Source organism: Tangfeifania diversioriginum, assembly GCF_900141875.1.
GTDB classification, from domain to species: Bacteria; Bacteroidota; Bacteroidia; order Bacteroidales; family Prolixibacteraceae; genus Tangfeifania; species Tangfeifania diversioriginum.
On sequence record NZ_FQZE01000050.1, the window covers coordinates 1 to 17,580 of the forward strand.

Genomic DNA, 17,580 nt, shown 5'->3' on the forward strand with positions numbered 1-17,580 from the left:
GCAATCAATATTGCTAAAGTGGAACATTGGTTGAGCCAACCAAAAGAGGCACGTAAACCTTTTTCAATGACTGACATTAAAACCATGAACCACAACAGGTTACTGTTGCAACGATTTATTGACGTGTTCGGTGTTAATGCATACTCTGCTAAAAATCGAAACCATGTCAATGAACTTATATATTATGGCACTATTGCCGCTTAATTTTTTAACGAAGTATTGTGATATAGACTTTAATTGTATAATCAATATGACCTTCGTAGCATCTATAAAGATATCCTTTATGATTATATGCTAAAATTCCTTTCCCGATAATAAAGAAAGCCCGCGCCGAAGGATTTGAGTTTAAAAAATACGTGCCTGAAGGCGGTGAAATTGAAGGCAATTCCGGCGGCAAAAATGCGAAACTGGACGATAAATTTAAACGATCTTCTAAAGCGTAATCGACTATTGTCAACCAGCGGTTGGAACCGATAGGCGGGTAACCGGGAGATTGACTTTCCAAAGTCAATCAATATGCCAGCGTTTCCTTAAACTCCGGGGGGTTCCGATGTTTTGTTGCCTGCTCAAAACCATAAGCAATTTTCAGGAGTGTGGGTTCGCTCCAGGCTTTTCCAAAAAAGGATATTCCCACCGGCAAACCGTAAACAAAACCCATTGGTACGGTAACATTCGGGTATCCTGAAATCGCTGCGGGCGAAGAGCTTCCACCACTGAAATGATCACCGTTTACCCAGTCGATGGTCCAGGCAGGGCCGTTGGTCTGCGCCACTATTGCATCCAGATTGTACTTTTCCATCACCGCATCGATGCCTTCTTTCCCGGCAAACTGTTTCGAGTTTTTCAGTGCTTCCAGGTATTCTTCGGTTTTTAGATCACCTTTTTCGGCAGCCTGGTCAAAAATTTCCTGGTCGAACCACGGCATCGAGCGCTCCGCGTTTTTCTTATTGAATTCAATAATTTCCTGCATATTATTTACCGGAGCATTCGGATGTTCTGCCAAATATTTATTCAAATCGGCTTTAAACTCGTACAACAATACCTGGTAAGAAGGACTTCCCCATTTTCCGTTATGTTCAAACTCTACGTTATCAATTATTTCAGCACCGTTGTTGCGCATGGCTTCCACCGCTTTTTTAAACACCTCATCCACTTTTGCATGGAAACCTATCAATTGCGAAGCAATGCCTATGCGCATTCCTGCCATTCCATTTTTGTCCAGAAATTGTGTGTAATCTGAATAAATTTCCCCTTGTTCGAGTTGTGTTTCAGCATCTTCGCTATCGAACTCGGCCAGTGCGCCAAACAGAATTGCCGCATCTTTCACGGTGCGTGCCATCGGACCGGCGGTGTCCTGGCTGTGGGCAATTGGGATAATTCCGCGGCGACTCCACATCCCGAGTGTCGGTTTAATGCCAACCACGCCGTTCACGCCCGAGGGGCAAACAATCGACCCGTTGGTTTCGGTGCCAATTCCGATAGTACACAAATTAGCTGCTACGGCCACTCCCGTTCCCGAACTGGAACCACACGGACTGCGGTCCAGAATGTAAGGATTGCGCACCTGCCCGCCGCGGCCGCTCCACCCGCTGGAGGAGTTGGTGGAACGAAAATTGGCCCACTCGCTCAGGTTGGTTTTTCCGAGCAAAACAGCGCCGGCATCCCGCATTTTTTTTATGATAAAGGCATCCTCATCTGCGATGTGTCCTTCCAAAGCCAGTGAGCCGGCAGTGGTTTGCATTTTGTCGCCGGTGTCGATATTGTCTTTTATCATAATTGGAATGCCGTGCAACAGACCACGAACACGCCCGCTTTTTCGTTCTTCGTCCAGGGTTCGGGCAATTTCCAACGCATCGGGATTAAGTTCCATAACAGCCTTCAGTTCAGGATCAACCTTTTCGATTCGGCTTAGGTATTTTTCACAGATTTGCTCAGATGTCAATTCCCCTGATTCCATTTTTTGCTGAAGGTCGTCAACTGTTACTTCATTTAATTCAAATGATGTAAAATCCGGCTTTTCTGTTGTTTTTTCGGAAGTTGCGGTGCAGGCAGATACTCCGCCCACGGCCAGTACCGATCCACCAAGAGTGGCGGTTTTGAAAAAATTGCGGCGCTTCATTTCATTGGATTTTGTTAGTTCTTTTCAAAAGTAAGAAAACCCCGAATAACAGAATTGAAACGGTTGTAATTATTGCAAAAAAGTGCCTGGAAAGTTATCCAGGCACTTTTAATTCTATTTTGACAGATTTAACTTTGCTTAAAAACAGCACCGCCTAAGGGACAGTGTTAATTTTCAGCAAGATTACCAGTTCCCGCGAAATCCACAGCCTCTGCCGCCACGTCCCTGCGAAGCAGCTTGCCCGCGGCCACCTCTTCGTCCCTGAGCAAAACCTTTTCTTCCGTAATTATTTCGGGCCTGCAATAAATCGTACTGTTTTTGCTGTTCCCCAGTGAGCAGGTTGCGAACTTCATTGCGGTGTGCCTGTACTTTTTTCAGCATTTCAGTACGAATTTCACTTTTCTCCACCGGTTCAAATGTGGAGCGTTGTTCCACGCGCAACTCAGCCATGGCTTTCTGATGTGCCGCTTCAAGTTCAGTGATTTTTGCCTGCTGCTCTTCGGTTAAATCCGTCAGTACAGCGAGGCAGGTTCCCTGCCCATATCCGTAACCATAAGCAGATTGATTTACATTTCTCCGGCCTTGTGCCAGCAGCGTGGTTGATGTTAACATCAATGCGATAAACATCCAAACAAAATTTTTCGTTTTCATTTTTCTAAATTTTTAATTGTTACTAATTTCTATCTGTTTCCAAACCTGTTCCGCCTTCCACGTTGCGGGAGTTTTACGTCCTCTTCCTGCCGGAGCATCGACATAAATATCTCATTGAGTTTTTGCCGTTGCCCGGGGTTGCACTCTTCCTCCATTTCGCGGTAATAACGGATGGTTTCTTTTTTTAATTCAGTATGTAATATTCCAATTTCTTCTGTAATTGCATTCAGTTTTTGTGAATCGGAAATTTCCCTTCCCAGCTCCTCAATCATTTCAATTCGTAACCCCGCAAGCTGATTGGTAATTTGCCACGCACTGCGGTTGAAATCACGGTTCAGTTCCCTGAAAACTTCTACCTGGGCCGGTTGCAAATCCAGCTGCTCCCTGAAAAAACGGGTGCGCTGCTGTGCCGGAACTTCAATTTCGTTTTCTTCAATGTTTACCTGTTCCAGCAATTTTTTATCCTGCTGCTTATGATAAATAAATGAAACCCCCATTGAGATATTAGTTGCCAGCAGAATGACAACCAACCAGGTAAGTATGCGGTATTTATTTCTGGTTATCATGATTTTACTCCATTAAAAATGCTTCAATCGGTTCGGCTTCCATTTCATTCAGGTACGGAACCACCTGTTCCTGCTGAAAGTAACTTGCACCAGTATCTGCGGGCTGCCCGATTTTAATTCCGGTATAAATTCCGGCCAAAAGCAACAGCGAAAAAAACGCCGGTTGCAACACCCTTGCTAAAAACGGATTTCGCATGAACTGCGCCGGTTTTTCAGTTTGTGATTCCAGCCGGGCTTTCACACGGGTATAAAAAAACGGATTCACTTCAGGTGATTTTTCTGCCTGCAACACATTTAGCGTTTTGCTCATTTCGCTGGCAAAAGCGGCACACTCATTACACTCAGTAAGGTGTTGTTTTACCTGCTCCATCTCGTGGCCGGGCAAATCGCCTTCCAGGAAAAATATCAGCTTTTTATGTAATTTTTTGCATTGCATTTTTTATCGTTTATGGTTTTGACACATTCTTTTTTAAAAACTTGCGCTTAAATGCATTTCTTTTTATAACAGGTGTATAATTTTTTCTGAAGGTTTTTTTTGGCGCGGTGAATCAGCGACTCCACCGACGACAACGAAACCTGCATGACTTCCGAAATCTCCTTGTACGACAAATCTTCGTATTTATTCAGTGTGAAAGCTACCCGCTGGTTTTTGGGCAGCGAGTCGATGGCCGCATGTAAAAGTTCGGTACGCTGGCTGTTCTCCAGATCAGTATCGGGCGAATCGGTTTCTCCGGAAATTTTGTACGCATCTTTGCTGTCGGGGGCACTTGTTTCGTCAACCGATCGGAACCATTTCCGGCGTTTATTGTCGCGAATAAAATTGAGCGAGCGGTTCACGGCAATCCGGTAAAGCCAGGTGGAAATTTTTGAATCGGCCCTGAATTTATGAACGGAACGAAACACTTCAATAAAAACATCCTGGGCAATATCCTCGGCATCTTCGGTATTGTGTACCAACCCGAAACAGGTATTTACAACCAGTTGCTGGTATTTTTCAACCAGTTGCCTGAAAGCGTTCTCGTCTCCTTCCTGAAGTTTTTTTATGATTTCGGCCTCGCTCATTCAAAAATTTAATACTGAAATTTACGAATAAGACACGGCTCTTGAAAAAAACTTGCGTTCGTTTTCAAAATTCCGGAATACTACCGTGGCAACTTAATCATCCACCGGCTGAAGTTTCATTTTAAAACGGGCAGCTTCCTCCACTTTTCCTGCACTGAACGGATCGGCATGATACTCGTTATTCAGGTACATTTCGGTTTGGTCGAGGTAAAAATCGCTGGCAGGAATTCCGCTTGTACCCGTTGGAATTACCGTTTTTGAAGCGTCCCAGTCGGACGCATCGAAAATATGACGGTGCGATGCGCCGTGGTTCACGTTATAGAGATTGTTGTAAGAATAGGAAAAAGGCCCCACCGTGTGGAAACTTCCGGGGACTTCGAAAGGCCCGCGGTTTAAGCCCAGTGCATTGTCGAGCATTTCCACCACTCCAAGCGGATGACTCAGCGTGAGTGTATGAATTTTCCCCCAGGTCCAGTTATCCGGATCGTCACCCAGCCGGCCGGAAAGTTCTTCCACCGTTTGACTGAAAGCACGGTTGACAATATCGCTGTAAGTTTCGGTTTCTGGGGTGTTTTTATCGTCGATCCATGCTGAATTTTTATCCGGAAGCGCATTCAACATCATATTCTCAATTAAAATCCGCTGGCCTTTCACAGCTCCAAAGAGATCTTCAGAAAGCTCATCTTCAATAATATTTTCGGCCACTTTACGGTAAAGCACTTCAAAAACCGCAGCCGCCGGGCTTTCTTTTGCCATCTCATAATCCCAGTTTTCAAGTTTTTCAAGCGCGGCTTTTTCTGCTGAAGTATATTCATTTTCACCCTTAAGCGCAGCTAAAAATACAGGTGTCAGTGCCTCTGCTTTTTTTGATTTTACATCAACATGCATCTCCTGAAAATCAGCAATTCCCAATTTTTCTTTTGCCTCGAGCATTTCCCTGATGCGGTTGATGCGGTTGGGCATGGCATACCAGTGGCTGATGTAATGCGGGTAATCATCGGGAGCCGTTTTGTTGTTGGCCGACGATACGTATCCCCGTTCGGGATTGAATTCATAAGGCAGTTCTTCAAAAGGAACCAGTCCCTGCCAGTCGTAAAGCGAGGTGTCGCCGGGATAAATTTCAATGCCAGTGCCTTCGCGCAAAGGCACGCCGGCTGAGCATTGCAGTCCAATGTTTCCTGCAACATCGGCATAAACAATGTTCTGGCTCACCGATTTAAAAGTTTTGGCAGCATCACGAAAATCGTTCCAGTTATTGGCGCGGTTGAGCAAATAAACCGTGCGGATTTCATCGCTCATTTCATTGCCAAGCCAGTGAATGGAAAGCGCAGTTTCGTTTGCTTTTTTAAACCGGTTCACAATAGGACCACGGTGAGTGAATTTCAGGGTTTCGTTAATAATTTCCCCCTCTTTTGTATGAATAAGTTCTTCCTGAATGACGAGGTCTTTCCACTGTCCGTCGAGCAGGTATTTTGTTGAATCTTCGTTCAGGGTTTCAGCATAAAAATCGAGGTCGTCAACTGCCACGTTGGTCATTCCCCAGGCTATTGAATCGTTGTGCCCGCAAATAACAAACGGCTGGCCGGGCAAAACAAGGCCGGTAACATTTACCGAACCTTCGGCCACGTGGTGCATCTGGTACCATATTCCGGGCGACATTAAACCCAGGTGCATGTCGTTGGCCAGCAGCGGTTTGCCCGTTTGGCTTTTTTTGCCGGAAACCGCCCAGTTGTTGCTTCCCCTGAAAATACTGCCGCCCAGTTTTTCCAGCTCCATGCTTGCAGACAAAAAAGTTTCGGCCGTCGGAATTTCAGTTCCGGTAAAATCAGGAAAAATGGCAGTCGGGTGGTTTTCCATATCGGGTATCAAATCGGCTGCCAGTTCTTTTCCCACTTCATTTTTTACCTGGTGCGAAACCATTTCGGTACCCCAACCCGATGTGAGATCCCACGACATGTACCCAATGAGGTTGATCGAGTGCAGCGGCTCCCAGGGATCGGGATGATATCCCAAAACTTTAAACTCGGGGGGCAGCGGAAATTTTTCCATGTAATAATTTACGCCTTCGCAAAAAGCCTCAAGGTTTTTCAAAATCTCAGGCGATGTTTGTGCCAGCACCTTTTCCGACTTTTCCCTGAACCGCAAGGCCCGAAGGAGCAAGTCGGTTTCCAGCTGGTCTTTCCCCAAAATTTCGGAAAGCCGCCCCTGGGTAATGCGGCGCAGTAAATCCATTTGCCAGAGCCTGTCCTGCGCCATGGTAAATCCCACAGCGCGGTAAAGATCCGCTTCACTTTTGGCCCGGATATGTGGAATGGCAAAGGAATCGCGCAATACGGTCACTTCATCTTCCAACACCGGCAAATACAGGTTTTTATCATAATCCGGAAGCGCTCCTTTTCGCAGGTTATTTAAAAAGAAAAAACCAGCTATAGCTACAAGGACAATTACTACTGCCACTCCTGCTAAAATGCGTTTAAATATTTTCATGCATGTAAATTTTATTATGGTCGTTTTAACATCCGAATTTTTATTTGAACAAAAAAGAATTGAATTTTACAGAATATATGTAATTCTTACTATTTTTAAACTCTATAAAATTAATAATCAATTTGATAAATACGAAACTGTCTGAAAAATAAAAATTACAGCTATGAAAAAGTTAATAATTCTCTTATTTCTTGCAGCGTACACGCTTCCGGCACTGGCACAGGAAGCCGATAAAATTACAGGTGTGTGGTGGAACGAAGAAAAAACATCGAAGATTGAAATTGAAAAAAAGGATGGGAAATACATTGGCACCATTGTTTACATCATTCCTGAAAATTATGAAAATGGCGAGCCGCCCAAAGACGATGAAAACCCGGATGAATCGCTGCGCAACCGCTCCATTCTGGGGCTTCAGATTCTTGAAGGACTGGAATACAATTCGAAGGAAGAAGAGTGGGAAAACGGTGAAATTTACGATCCAAAATCCGGAAATACTTATGATTGCTATGCCTGGTTTGAAAATGATGATTTACTGAAACTAAAAGGTTTTGTAGGCGGAATCCGCTGGCTGGGACGCAGCTCGGAATGGTACCGTACGGAGCTGTGAAGCCCGTAAATCAATAAAAACGAAATCAAAAAACCAATAAAATGAAATCATTTCTGCCTGTACTTCTCATAATTTGCAGTTTTTATTCTGGTTTTTGCCAGAACAAGAGTGAGTTAGTTATTGATGAAACAGCAAAGAAAACCTTTTCCCAAACCGAGCTCGAAGGCATTCAGTCCATGATAAGATTTGTGGATTCGTGCGTGGTGAAAGAAACAAACCTGACTGACATCAATGCAGCCTACCATGCTTACCTGGAAAGGCAGAAAGAATTTATGAAAAAAGGAGAAATGATGTCACCGCTTATAAAAGACGCTGTCAAATTCAGCTTCCTTGAACGCCTGGATTCCAATGCAGTAAAAAGCATCTGGCATATTGATGATTACATTAAGGAAATCGGGACGAGGGATACCTCATTAACCGATGTGCATGGAATTAAAACAATTTCAATAAATCTGTTCGGCAGTTATATGGATTACCTCAAAAAAATTGGGGAGACGGATGAGCGGTACAAAAATATTGCTGAAACAGTCGAAATTGCCGGTGATATTTCTCCGGCTACTACGGGATGGTTTCTGCTGAATCACAACGAATTTGATTTCATGCTGTTTAAAGACCGGCTTTTTGCTACCGTTTTTATACTCCGGCTGGGCGATCCGTTTGAAGAAAAAGTGGACCGGTACCTGGAATCAAAATCCAATCACCAATAAAGCAGTAATGATGAAACAAACACATGTGATACTACTTTTGCTTTTCATTTCGAATTGGGCTATTTCCCAAAATTATATGGGAAGCTGGAAAGGGGAAACAATGGTTGCCGATTCCACGATTGTGGTAAAATTCAATGTGATGCTGCAGGAAGATTCGACGGTTAAGGCGATGATGCTCAACCCGGTATTTGATAAATTTACCGGCGTAAATTATTGCTGCGATACACTTCATTTGATTTCAGAAAAATTTGGTTATGAATACAAAGCGGTTCCTACTCTGGACCTGAATAAACTGACAGGGCAATTTAAAATGGGTACTACGGTTTTCCCGCTCGATGTTTCCAGGGGTGACCCAATATTTCGTCCCCAAACGCCCCAAAAACCATATCCCTATCTCTCGGAAGAGGTTGTTATTGAAAATAAAACTGACAGTGTAACGCTTTCGGCAACGCTCACTATTCCCCATTCACAAGGAACGGTTCCTGCCGTTATTTTAATCAGCGGAAGTTCTCCTGCAACCCGGGATACAGAAAGTTTTCATCACAAATCATTCCTTGTTTTGGCCGATTACCTGACCCGCAAAGGCATTGCTGTTTTACGTTATGATTCCAGGGGTGTCGGTAAGTCAACCGGTAATTTCTATTCTTCTACACCACTGAATTTTGCACAGGATATTGAAGCAGGAATTAAATTTCTGGGGTCACGGAAAAAAATCAATAAAAATCAAATTGGACTTATAGGACATAGCGCCGGAGGAGTAGTTGCATCAATAACAGCTTCTCAAAATCCGGAAGTTGCGTTTATTGTTTTGCTGGCCTCACCAGGCATAAATCTGAAAGATGATTTTATTTTACAAAAAGAGTTGCTTTATCAAAATGGAGATACTTCACATGAAGAATATTTGCTAAATAAAAACTTTCAGGAAACGGCTTACAGGTTAATAGAAAATAATATTGACACAGCAAGTGCAAAAGATTCACTACAGCAATTTAAAAAACAGTATTTGGAGCGATGGAATGAAGATGGCTGGAACCATTTTCTGCCACCCGAATATTTTTTCATCAAAATGGTCCGGGATTATTTGTCTGCCTACAACCGATTTAATTGGAGGTGTAATCCGGCAGATTACCTGGAAAAAGTAACCTGTCCGGTTCTTTCACTTAATGGCAGCAAAGACATTCAGGTTCCGTCAGAAATAAATCAGCAAGCCATTGAAAAAGCGCTAATCAAAGCGGGCAACCAACATTTTGAAATAGAGGAGATGGAAGGGCTAAACCATCAGTTTCAGGAGTGTATCACATGCTCATTCATGGAATCAGCTGATTTGGAACAAACTTTTTCACCAAAAGCATTAAGTAAAATTTCAGCATGGATTAGTTCCGTCATTCAAAAATGATTAACCTATTACTTTCGCACAATCAGTTTCACCTGGCATTGTTCCGTGAGTTTCAATTTTTTTAAATCGGCTCCGGTAATGAGGTTCACTCCCGGTTGTTTCCCCGGTTCAAAACTCCCAAAACGATTTTCAACCTGAAGTGCTTTTGCCCCGTTGAAAGTTCCCCACAACACCAGTTCTTCCAATGTAATTTCAGGAAAATGTTGTTGAAGCGTTATCATTTCGGCAAGTATTGAAAGCTTCTGATTGGAAGCCAGGCTGTCGGTTCCCAGGCAAATATTCAGTCTGTGTTTTTGAAAAAGCGGAACAGAAGGGAGTGCATTCTCAATGAATAAATTGGAGTTGGGGCAAAGCACGAAAAACGTATTTTCAGTTTTGCGTTGTTGCTTCAAATCCAGAATATCGCGTTCTTCTGTAAAAGTATTATGAACCAAAAACAACTGATTTTCGGGAGGCAAAAACTCCAACGTGGTTAGCAACGAGCTTTTACCGGTGGGTTTCCAGTGCGAAATATCAATTCCCAAATTATCTTTTAAATGGCAGGCAATTGGGCCTGAACCATCACTGAAAAACTGTTCTTCTGTCCGGCTTTCCTGATTGTGAACGGAAAGCAGGCTGTTTTCGGCACGTGCATTTTCGCTTATTACTCTGAATAATTCTGCTGAAACCGAGTAAGATGAATGCGGAACAACTGACGCGCCGAGGCCAAATTCATTACACATCTCTTTCACAAAATTCGCCATGCTGAAAGCTCTTTCTGCCCGCGAAGGATGAAACCCAAAAGCCTCTGCAAATGTGTGATAATAAATTTTGCTGTGCCGTTTTTTTTCAAGCGTTAAAGTTGAATTGGAAACATCGCCCACGGCCACAGTTCCATTGGCAACCAATTGCCGGTTAGCTTTTTCGGCAGCCTCTTCCGCAACTTCCGGTTCCTCGTTTCGGAGCTGGTTAATAGCAGTCAGAAAACCACCCATCCCGGTTTTTTCAGGAATTTTTCCTTTCAAATGCGATAATTCCAGATGGCAATGGGCATTAATAAAACCCGGCACTAAAATTCCGCTGTAGTGTTCCAGTCCGGCTTCTTCTTTCAATTGCCCGCCGGTATCAATTAGTTCAATAATTTTTCCGTTGTCGGCGCAAACCAGAATTCCGTTTTTTAGTGGGGGCCTGTTCCCCGGGAAAATGTATGTGGCAGAAATTTTTCGCACTGCTACCGGTTCTGAATATCCAGTTCCTTTTGTTCCCTTCTCCTTCCTGTAAATTCTTCTTCCATTTCATTAAGAAGATTCATGGATTCGCGGTACATTTTTTCAAATTTACGGGGTTGGCTGGCGTAAAAAACATACGATTTTTCAAAAACCGTGTCGGCCACCTCATGTTTTTCGAGCACTGAGTAGTAAAAATCAGCAGATGTACTTTGTTCCACCAGCGAATCGCGGTGCCTTTGCGTATTGAATGCCGCTTCGGCCAGATGAATATCGGCCAGCATTTCAATCATTTTTTCCCTTTCAATCAGGTTTTCAGGTTTTTCAACAACGGGCTCGTCGCACCCGGTGAACCCCCAAAAGAGAATGACAACTAATATGTAAAACAGTTTTTTCATTTTTAAACGGAGTGCAAATTAAAAATAGTTTACGTTACCGGCAATAAGCTTTCCGTTAAAAAAAGCTATTTTACGGAAAGAATAACCCGTTTACTTCCTGAAAATGATGCGGAAAACCTCTTCTACCCGGGCTACTTTTTCAATTTGAATGTTGAAAGCTGAAGCATCGAACCCTTTGTTTACCGCGGGAATAAATATTTTGTTGAACCCCAGCTTGGCCGCTTCGGCAATGCGCTGTTCAATACGGTTCACCCCGCGAATTTCGCCGGTGAGGCCCACCTCACCTGTAAAACACGTTTTGTGATCAACCGCCACATCGATGTTGGATGAAAGAATGGAACAAATCACGGCAAGGTCGGTAGCAGGATCATTAATTTTCAGTCCGCCGGCAATGTTCAGAAAAACATCTTTGGCCAGCAGTTTAAATCCGGCGCGTTTTTCGAGCACTGCCAGCAACATGTTGAGCCTGCGCAAATCAAACCCTGTGGAAGAACGCTGCGGGGTTCCGTAAGCGGCAGAGCTCACGAGCGACTGAATCTCAATCAAAAAAGGCCGAATACCTTCGATGGTTGCTGCAATGGCGGTTCCGCTCACATCGTCGCTCACTTTTGAAATGAGCTGTTCCGAAGGATTCAATACTTCCTGCAATCCATTGCCACGCATTTCAAAAATTCCCAACTCGTTGGTGGAGCCATAGCGGTTTTTGTTGGCGCGTAAAATCCGATACATGTAATTGGTGTCGCCTTCAAACTGCAAAACAGTGTCCACCATGTGTTCCAATACTTTTGGACCGGCCAGGCTTCCTTCTTTGTTGATGTGCCCGATGAGAATCACCGCCACATCATTTTTTTTGGCAAACTTCAGAATTGCCGAAGTGCACTCGCGCACCTGCGAAACCGAACCGGGAGACGATTCAATCACTTCGGTAGAAACAGTTTGGATGGAATCAACCACCAGCAAATCGGGCATTGTCTGTTCGGTTTGGGCAATAACATGTTCCAGGGAAGTCTCACTCAGGAAAAGGCAGTTATTTTGCTTCATTTCCAGCCGGGTTGCCCGAAGTTTTATCTGCTGCAGGCTTTCTTCACCCGAGATGTAGAGAATCTTTTTGTTGGGTAACCCCAGCGCCATTTGCAGTACCAGGGTTGATTTTCCGATGCCCGGTTCGCCACCCAACAAAACAATCGACCCCGGAACAATTCCCCCTCCCAGCACACGGTCGAATTCATTAATTCCTGCCGGGAAGCGCTGGTTTTTTTCAGCCTTTATATTTTCAAGGGTGAGCGGCTGGTTGCCTGAAAGCTGCACCGAAATTTTTGAAGTTGATTTTTTCTTTTCAACCACTTCTTCAACGTATGTATTCCACCCGCCACACGAAGTGCACCGTCCGAGCCATTTGGGCGACTGTGCTCCACAGTTCTGGCAGGTGTATATTGATTTTGTTTGGGCCATTAATCCAGGTTTTTAATTTTATGAATGATATCCGAAGTGGAAATGCCCGGAACCAAATCGAGGGTTTCCACTTTCCCGCCGTTTTCGAGCACCGTGTCGTGCCCGGCAATTTCATGAATGGCGTATTCTTTCCCTTTCACTAAAACATCGGGTAAAATTTGGGCAATTAACTCAGCAGGTGTTTCTTCATGAAAAATAACAACGGCATCGACAAAAGATAAAGCGGCCAAAACTGCTGCCCTCGATTGCTCATTTAATATGGGCCTTCCTTTTCCTTTGAGCAGTTTCACCGATTCGTCGGAGTTCAAGCCAACAATCAGCCGGGTTCCCATTTTTGCCGATTTAATCAACGAATCGATGTGTCCATGATGGATAATATCAAAACATCCGTTGGTGAAAACGATGGTTTCGTTTTGCGATTTCCATTTTTTTAATTCAGATCCAAACGACTGAAAATCAGCATATAATTTTGAAAAAATATCGATTTTGCGGTTCATGCTATTTTAATTCCAATTTTTCGAGAACCAAAGGTATAGATAAATTTAAGGAACATCTTCCTGCAGAAAAATTAAATTCTTACCTGTAGGCGTAAAATACAATTCGATTATTTATTCAGAATAATCCGGAATGTTGTTCCTTTTCCTGCTTCCGACCATTTTATAAAAATTTTGCCGCTGTGGTAAATTTCGATTATCCGTTTTGCCAGCGACAGGCCCAGCCCCCAGCCTCGTTTTTTAGTTGAGAAGCCGGGTTGAAAAATGGTTTTTTGCTGCGATTTGGGCACACCTTTTCCAGTGTCGGTAATATCAATCAAAACGTTTCCGCCATTCTCCTGGAGGCTGAACGTAATTTTGCCGTTATTGTCCATGGCATCAATTGCGTTCTTACACAGGTTTTCAACAACCCACGAAAAAAGTGCAGCGTTCAGCGGAGCTTCCACGCGGTCGCCTTCCGAAAAATTCATTTCGAACTTTACCTTTTCAGAAGAACGGGTTTTGAGGTAACTCACAGTTGAAAGCAGCACCTCAACCAAATTGGTCGCCAGCAGCTCGGGTTTTGACCCGATTTTGGAAAAACGCTCGGTGATTTTTTCGAGACGTTTCGTGTCACTTTCAAACTCATCAATCAGTGCCGGATCCACATTCTGCATTTTAAGCAGCTCAATCCAGGCCATTAGCGATGAGATGGGAGTTCCCAGCTGGTGCGCGGTTTCTTTTGACATGCCCACCCAAACCTGGTTTTGTTCGGCGCGCTGGGTAGCATCAAAAGCAAAATAGGCTACAATAATGAAAATGATTATTACAAAAAGCTGGACAACAGGATAGTACCTCAGGTTGCGCAAAATATTCGATTCGCGGTAATAGAGGTACAGCGTATTTTCGTGGGATAGCACAATGGGAATCGGCTCTGAATACCCCTTCATTTTTTCCAGCTCATTTTTCAGCACCTGTTCACGCCGACTTTCGTTGTAATTAATGTTCGCATCGGTATTAAAATCACCGTTTTCATCAACTATAATTATCGGAATTGTTGTGTTCTGCTCGGCAATTTCCTGTAGTAAAGTCAAATAAGAAGTATTCAATCTTTGCACGGCTGCCTCGTTGGTACTTTCAATTACCGGTTCGGCAAATCGCCTGGTGGCTTCGGCCCACAGTTCCACTTTTTTTCGTTCTTCGCGGGCCATTTTTTCGGTAAGCCAATTGGTATAAAGCAACGAGGCAACTCCAATTATAATTGCACTTAGCAGAAGTAGAATTTTTCCGCGCTTTCTTTTCAGGTAAATATCCAACGTGCGATTGTTTTAATTATTTATGTTGAAAACGAGGGAAAAGATAATTTATTATCGGCCCATCATTTTCATAACTGCCGCTATTATTCCGTCTTCATCAATACCGCATATTTTGTACAATTGATCGGGAGTACCGTGTTCTATAAACCTGTCGGGAACTCCCAGTACTTTCACATGTGCAGAATACCCCTTTTCGGCCATAAATTCCAGCACGGCACTGCCAAAACCGCCTTTAATTACGCCATCTTCAACCGTTAAAATATAGTCGTATTTTTCAAATATTTCATCGAGCATGGTTTCATCGAGCGGTTTTACAAACCGCAGGTCGTAATGAGCGGCTGAAATATTTTTATCATTCAGTGACTTAATGGCCATCTGAGCATGAATTCCTGTTTTCCCAATGGTGAGAATGGCAACATCATTGCCTTCTGAAAGCTGTCGTCCTTTTCCAATTTCAATTTTTTCGAAAGGCATTTTCCAATCCTTTTTTATTCCGCAGCCTCGTGGGTATCGAATTGAAAAGGGCTGGTTAATTTCATCAAGTTGGGCAGTGTACATTAAATTACGCAGCTCTGTTTCATCCATTGGGGCGGAAACAATCATGTTGGGAACCGCGCGCATATAAGCAATATCAAATACTCCATGGTGTGTGGGGCCATCTTCACCAACCAATCCGCCGCGGTCGAGACAAAAAACCACATGCAGGTTCTGGGTTGCCACGTCGTGCACTAACTGATCGTAGGCACGCTGCATAAAAGTGGAGTAAATATTACAAAAAGGCACAATTCCCTGTGTGGCAAGGCCTGCCGAGAATGTTACGGCATGTTGTTCGGCAATGCCTACATCGAAAGCCCGATGGGGCATTTTCTCCAGCATCAGGTTCATGGAACAACCTGTGGGCATGGCCGGGGTAATTCCTACAATTTTTTCATTCTTCTCGGCAAGTTCCACCAGTGTTTCACCAAATACATTTTGGAACTTGGGTGCTTTATTAACCTGGCAGCCACACGACAAGATTTCGCCTGTATTTTTGTCGAACAAACCAGGCGCATGAAATTTTGTTTGATTCATTTCCGCGTGGCTGAAACCTTTTCCTTTTTTTGTTACAATGTGGAGCAGTTTCGGCCCGGGAATATCTTTTAAATCATTTAAAGCTTCAGTTAGGTATTCCAAATCATGGCCGTCAATTGGTCCGAAATAGCGAAAATCAAAAGCTTCAAAAAGGTTATTTTCGGTGAGCAGCATGTTTTTCAGTGCATGCTGGTTTTTTTGTATAAACTTGCGGGTTTTCTTCCCAAAACCATCGAGTTTTCCCAATCCTTCCCAAACGTCTTTTTTAACTTTATTGTAGGTTCCCGACTTTGAAATATTCATCAGATACTGGCCAATTACTCCCGTGTTCGGGTCAATGGCCATATTATTGTCGTTAAGAATAACAAGCAGGTCAGATTTACTGGCTCCGGCATTATTCAGGGCCTCAAAAGCCATTCCACCTGTCATGGCCCCGTCGCCAATTACAGCTACAATTTTTCTGTCGTTTTCATTTTTCAATCCGGCCGCAATCGCCATACCCAGCGCTGCCGAAATAGAGGTTGAAGAGTGGCCAACACCAAAAGTATCGTACTCACTTTCATCACGTTTAGGAAAACCACTTATGCCATTCAGTTTGCGGTTGGTATGAAAATTTTCCCTACGCCCGGTTAATATTTTGTGTCCGTAGGCTTGATGGCCCACATCCCATACCAACAAATCGTAAGGCGTATTATACACATAATGCAATGCAACCGTGAGTTCAACAACCCCAAGGCTTGCTCCCAAATGCCCGGGATTGGCAGAAACTTCATCAATAATATATTCTCTTAATTCATCGCAAACCTCAGAAAGTTTTTCAGGGGCCATCTTCCTCAAATCAGCAGGAGACTTTATCTGTTCCAGTATTTTATCCTTCGCTCGTACCATACATTTGTGTGAAAATCTTGTCAAAGTTATAACAAAAACTGAAAACCCATTTGATCAAAAAGCGAAAGGGTATAAAATTTGTTCTAACCTTTCAAAAAAAGTAAATTTAGCCAGAATAAAAATTTAGAAACATGAGAACTGTTCACAAAATAGTATTTTTTAGTGGTTTGATCTTATTATCCTCTTGCGTTTCAACAAAACAATTTAACCAGGTACAGGACAAAGTCAAAACACTTTCTCAGGAAAACGAACAACTCAAGCGGTCGAATGCTGATCTTGAAGTGGCTAACACTGAATTAAAAAGTGCCAACGAGCAGCTGACTGCCAAAAACAAAGATTTGGAGGCCCGGCTTGAAGAAGCACTTTATAACCTGAACGTTCAGAAACAAAAGGTGGAAACGCTTGAAAATGAACAGGCCAGTTTAAACCGGCAACTCGATATATTAAAATCAGGCAGTTCGGAAGAAATTGAAAATCTGCTGGATGAACTCCAAACTACCCGGCGCGGCTTAACCCTTCGCGAAGACCGGCTGCGCGAAGCAGAAAAAGAACTGGAAGAACGCAATGAGCGGCTGATAGAACTTCAGGAAGTTCTGGCCCAAAAAGACCAGGCAGTGAAAGACCTGAAAGATAAAGTAATGCGAACGCTTACCGGTTTCACAGGTAACGGCCTGACGGTTCACGAAAAGAACGGAAAGGTTTACGTGTCGATGGACGAAAAATTACTGTTTAGAACCGGGCAATGGGATGTTGATCCCAACGGGCAAAAGGCTTTGCGCGATTTAAGCCAACTGCTGGCCGAAAACACAGATGTCAATATTATGGTGGAAGGCCACACCGACGATGTGCCCATGCACGGCTCCGGTGCTGTTAAAGACAACTGGGACCTGAGTGTGATGCGCGCCACTGCAGTTACCAAAATTCTCACGCAAAACGGACAGATTGATCCGTCGCGGATTATTGCTGCAGGCAGAAGTGAGTACGTTCCGTTAACCACCAATGAAACGACAGAAGACCGGCAAATGAACCGCCGCACCGAAATTATTCTTACCCCACAGCTGGATGAATTGCTGGAGATTTTGGAAGTAAAGTAAAAAACCACGCCCAGAGGACGTGGCTTTGGGATAACCCCTGGAAGGGGATGAAAATACCTTTACCCTCAGAGAAGGTAAAAGCTTGTTA

17 protein-coding genes are annotated in these 17,580 nt (G+C 43.7%); 5 read left to right on the forward strand and 12 right to left on the reverse strand.

Translation table 11 applies throughout. The features are described from left to right. Window positions 1–204: hypothetical protein (locus tag BUC07_RS21185; protein ID WP_217652614.1), on the forward strand; the 204-nt coding region annotated here is incomplete at its 5' end. Between the two features lie 307 nt (window positions 205–511). Here the strand turns inward: BUC07_RS21185 and BUC07_RS19420 are convergent. The 6 genes from BUC07_RS19420 to BUC07_RS19445 form a co-directional block, all read right to left on the reverse strand. Continuing rightward, a complete protein-coding gene (locus BUC07_RS19420; RefSeq protein ID WP_073173813.1) occupies window positions 512–2,119 on the reverse strand; it encodes an amidase in 1,608 nt (535 codons plus the stop codon). Between the two features lie 183 nt (window positions 2,120–2,302). Beyond that, window positions 2,303–2,770, reverse strand: a complete 468-nt coding sequence (locus BUC07_RS19425) for a Spy/CpxP family protein refolding chaperone (protein ID WP_073173814.1) — start codon at window positions 2,768–2,770, stop codon at window positions 2,303–2,305. Window positions 2,771–2,799: 29 nt separating this feature from the next. Next, a complete protein-coding gene (locus tag BUC07_RS19430) occupies window positions 2,800–3,336 on the reverse strand; it encodes a Spy/CpxP family protein refolding chaperone (RefSeq protein ID WP_073173815.1) in 537 nt (178 codons plus the stop codon). Window positions 3,337–3,340: 4 nt separating this feature from the next. Then, the gene (locus BUC07_RS19435; RefSeq protein WP_073173816.1) at window positions 3,341–3,772 is read right to left on the reverse strand and encodes an anti-sigma factor family protein; all 432 of its coding nucleotides are present in this window, start codon (window positions 3,770–3,772) and stop codon (window positions 3,341–3,343) included. Window positions 3,773–3,819: 47 nt separating this feature from the next. Then, window positions 3,820–4,398 (reverse strand): RNA polymerase sigma factor, encoded by a 579-nt coding sequence (locus BUC07_RS19440; protein ID WP_073173817.1) that lies wholly within the window; start codon window positions 4,396–4,398, stop codon window positions 3,820–3,822. Window positions 4,399–4,491: 93 nt separating this feature from the next. Next, a complete protein-coding gene (locus tag BUC07_RS19445) occupies window positions 4,492–6,885 on the reverse strand; it encodes a penicillin acylase family protein (protein WP_073173818.1) in 2,394 nt (797 codons plus the stop codon). Between the two features lie 163 nt (window positions 6,886–7,048). Here BUC07_RS19445 and BUC07_RS19450 point away from each other — a divergent pair, with 163 nt between their 5' ends. From BUC07_RS19450 to BUC07_RS19460, 3 genes are read left to right on the forward strand one after another with little or no spacing between them, the layout of a single operon-like run. Next, entirely contained in the window at window positions 7,049–7,492 is a 444-nt protein-coding gene (locus BUC07_RS19450; protein ID WP_073173819.1) for a DUF2147 domain-containing protein, read from the forward strand. Between the two features lie 41 nt (window positions 7,493–7,533). Continuing rightward, window positions 7,534–8,199 carry a hypothetical protein gene (locus BUC07_RS19455; protein ID WP_139279662.1) on the forward strand — a complete coding sequence of 222 codons (666 nt, stop codon included), beginning with the start codon at window positions 7,534–7,536 and terminating at the stop codon, window positions 8,197–8,199. A gap of 7 nt (window positions 8,200–8,206) precedes the next feature. Then, window positions 8,207–9,595 (forward strand): alpha/beta hydrolase family protein, encoded by a 1,389-nt coding sequence (locus tag BUC07_RS19460; protein WP_139279663.1) that lies wholly within the window; start codon window positions 8,207–8,209, stop codon window positions 9,593–9,595. 8 nt (window positions 9,596–9,603) lie between these two features. On the opposite strand, the gene BUC07_RS19465 is transcribed toward BUC07_RS19460, so the two are convergent. The 6 genes from BUC07_RS19465 to dxs all read right to left on the reverse strand — a co-directional run bounded on the left by BUC07_RS19465 (window position 9,604) and on the right by dxs (window position 16,398). Beyond that, window positions 9,604–10,803: an amidohydrolase family protein gene (locus BUC07_RS19465; RefSeq protein ID WP_073173824.1), complete on the reverse strand. Its 1,200-nt coding sequence runs from the start codon at window positions 10,801–10,803 to the stop codon at window positions 9,604–9,606. 2 nt (window positions 10,804–10,805) lie between these two features. After that, window positions 10,806–11,198 (reverse strand): DUF4296 domain-containing protein, encoded by a 393-nt coding sequence (locus BUC07_RS19470; RefSeq protein WP_073173826.1) that lies wholly within the window; start codon window positions 11,196–11,198, stop codon window positions 10,806–10,808. A 90-nt stretch (window positions 11,199–11,288) separates the two neighbouring features. Continuing rightward, window positions 11,289–12,650, reverse strand: a complete 1,362-nt coding sequence (radA, locus tag BUC07_RS19475) for a DNA repair protein RadA (protein WP_073173828.1) — start codon at window positions 12,648–12,650, stop codon at window positions 11,289–11,291. Then, window positions 12,650–13,147: a D-glycero-beta-D-manno-heptose 1-phosphate adenylyltransferase gene (rfaE2, locus tag BUC07_RS19480; RefSeq protein ID WP_073173830.1), complete on the reverse strand. Its 498-nt coding sequence runs from the start codon at window positions 13,145–13,147 to the stop codon at window positions 12,650–12,652. The genes radA and rfaE2 overlap by 1 nt, the downstream gene beginning before the upstream one ends. A 107-nt stretch (window positions 13,148–13,254) precedes the next feature. After that, window positions 13,255–14,439, reverse strand: a complete 1,185-nt coding sequence (locus BUC07_RS19485; RefSeq protein WP_073173833.1) for a sensor histidine kinase — start codon at window positions 14,437–14,439, stop codon at window positions 13,255–13,257. A gap of 51 nt (window positions 14,440–14,490) precedes the next feature. Then, entirely contained in the window at window positions 14,491–16,398 is a 1,908-nt protein-coding gene (gene dxs, locus BUC07_RS19490; protein WP_073173835.1) for a 1-deoxy-D-xylulose-5-phosphate synthase, read from the reverse strand. A 131-nt stretch (window positions 16,399–16,529) separates the two neighbouring features. On the opposite strand from dxs, the gene BUC07_RS19495 reads away from it, so the two are divergent. Then, window positions 16,530–17,492 (forward strand): OmpA family protein, encoded by a 963-nt coding sequence (locus BUC07_RS19495; protein ID WP_073173837.1) that lies wholly within the window; start codon window positions 16,530–16,532, stop codon window positions 17,490–17,492. The last annotated feature ends 88 nt before the right edge of the window (window positions 17,493–17,580 follow it).

What these genes read in the sequence shown, in the direction of transcription:
- BUC07_RS19420 (WP_073173813.1), bottom strand. Translation starts at nt 2,119, where the DNA reads ATGAAGCGCCGCAATTTTTTCAAAACCGCCACTCTTGGTGGATCGGTA.
- BUC07_RS19425 (WP_073173814.1), bottom strand. Translation starts at nt 2,770, where the DNA reads ATGAAAACGAAAAATTTTGTTTGGATGTTTATCGCATTGATGTTAACA.
- BUC07_RS19430 (WP_073173815.1), bottom strand. Translation starts at nt 3,336, where the DNA reads ATGATAACCAGAAATAAATACCGCATACTTACCTGGTTGGTTGTCATT.
- BUC07_RS19435 (WP_073173816.1), bottom strand. Translation starts at nt 3,772, where the DNA reads ATGCAATGCAAAAAATTACATAAAAAGCTGATATTTTTCCTGGAAGGC.
- BUC07_RS19440 (WP_073173817.1), bottom strand. Translation starts at nt 4,398, where the DNA reads ATGAGCGAGGCCGAAATCATAAAAAAACTTCAGGAAGGAGACGAGAAC.
- BUC07_RS19445 (WP_073173818.1), bottom strand. Translation starts at nt 6,885, where the DNA reads ATGAAAATATTTAAACGCATTTTAGCAGGAGTGGCAGTAGTAATTGTC.
- BUC07_RS19450 (WP_073173819.1), top strand. Translation starts at nt 7,049, where the DNA reads ATGAAAAAGTTAATAATTCTCTTATTTCTTGCAGCGTACACGCTTCCG.
- BUC07_RS19455 (WP_139279662.1), top strand. Translation starts at nt 7,534, where the DNA reads ATGAAATCATTTCTGCCTGTACTTCTCATAATTTGCAGTTTTTATTCT.
- BUC07_RS19460 (WP_139279663.1), top strand. Translation starts at nt 8,207, where the DNA reads ATGATGAAACAAACACATGTGATACTACTTTTGCTTTTCATTTCGAAT.
- BUC07_RS19470 (WP_073173826.1), bottom strand. Translation starts at nt 11,198, where the DNA reads ATGAAAAAACTGTTTTACATATTAGTTGTCATTCTCTTTTGGGGGTTC.
- radA (WP_073173828.1), bottom strand. Translation starts at nt 12,650, where the DNA reads ATGGCCCAAACAAAATCAATATACACCTGCCAGAACTGTGGAGCACAG.
- rfaE2 (WP_073173830.1), bottom strand. Translation starts at nt 13,147, where the DNA reads ATGAACCGCAAAATCGATATTTTTTCAAAATTATATGCTGATTTTCAG.
- dxs (WP_073173835.1), bottom strand. Translation starts at nt 16,398, where the DNA reads ATGGTACGAGCGAAGGATAAAATACTGGAACAGATAAAGTCTCCTGCT.
- BUC07_RS19495 (WP_073173837.1), top strand. Translation starts at nt 16,530, where the DNA reads ATGAGAACTGTTCACAAAATAGTATTTTTTAGTGGTTTGATCTTATTA.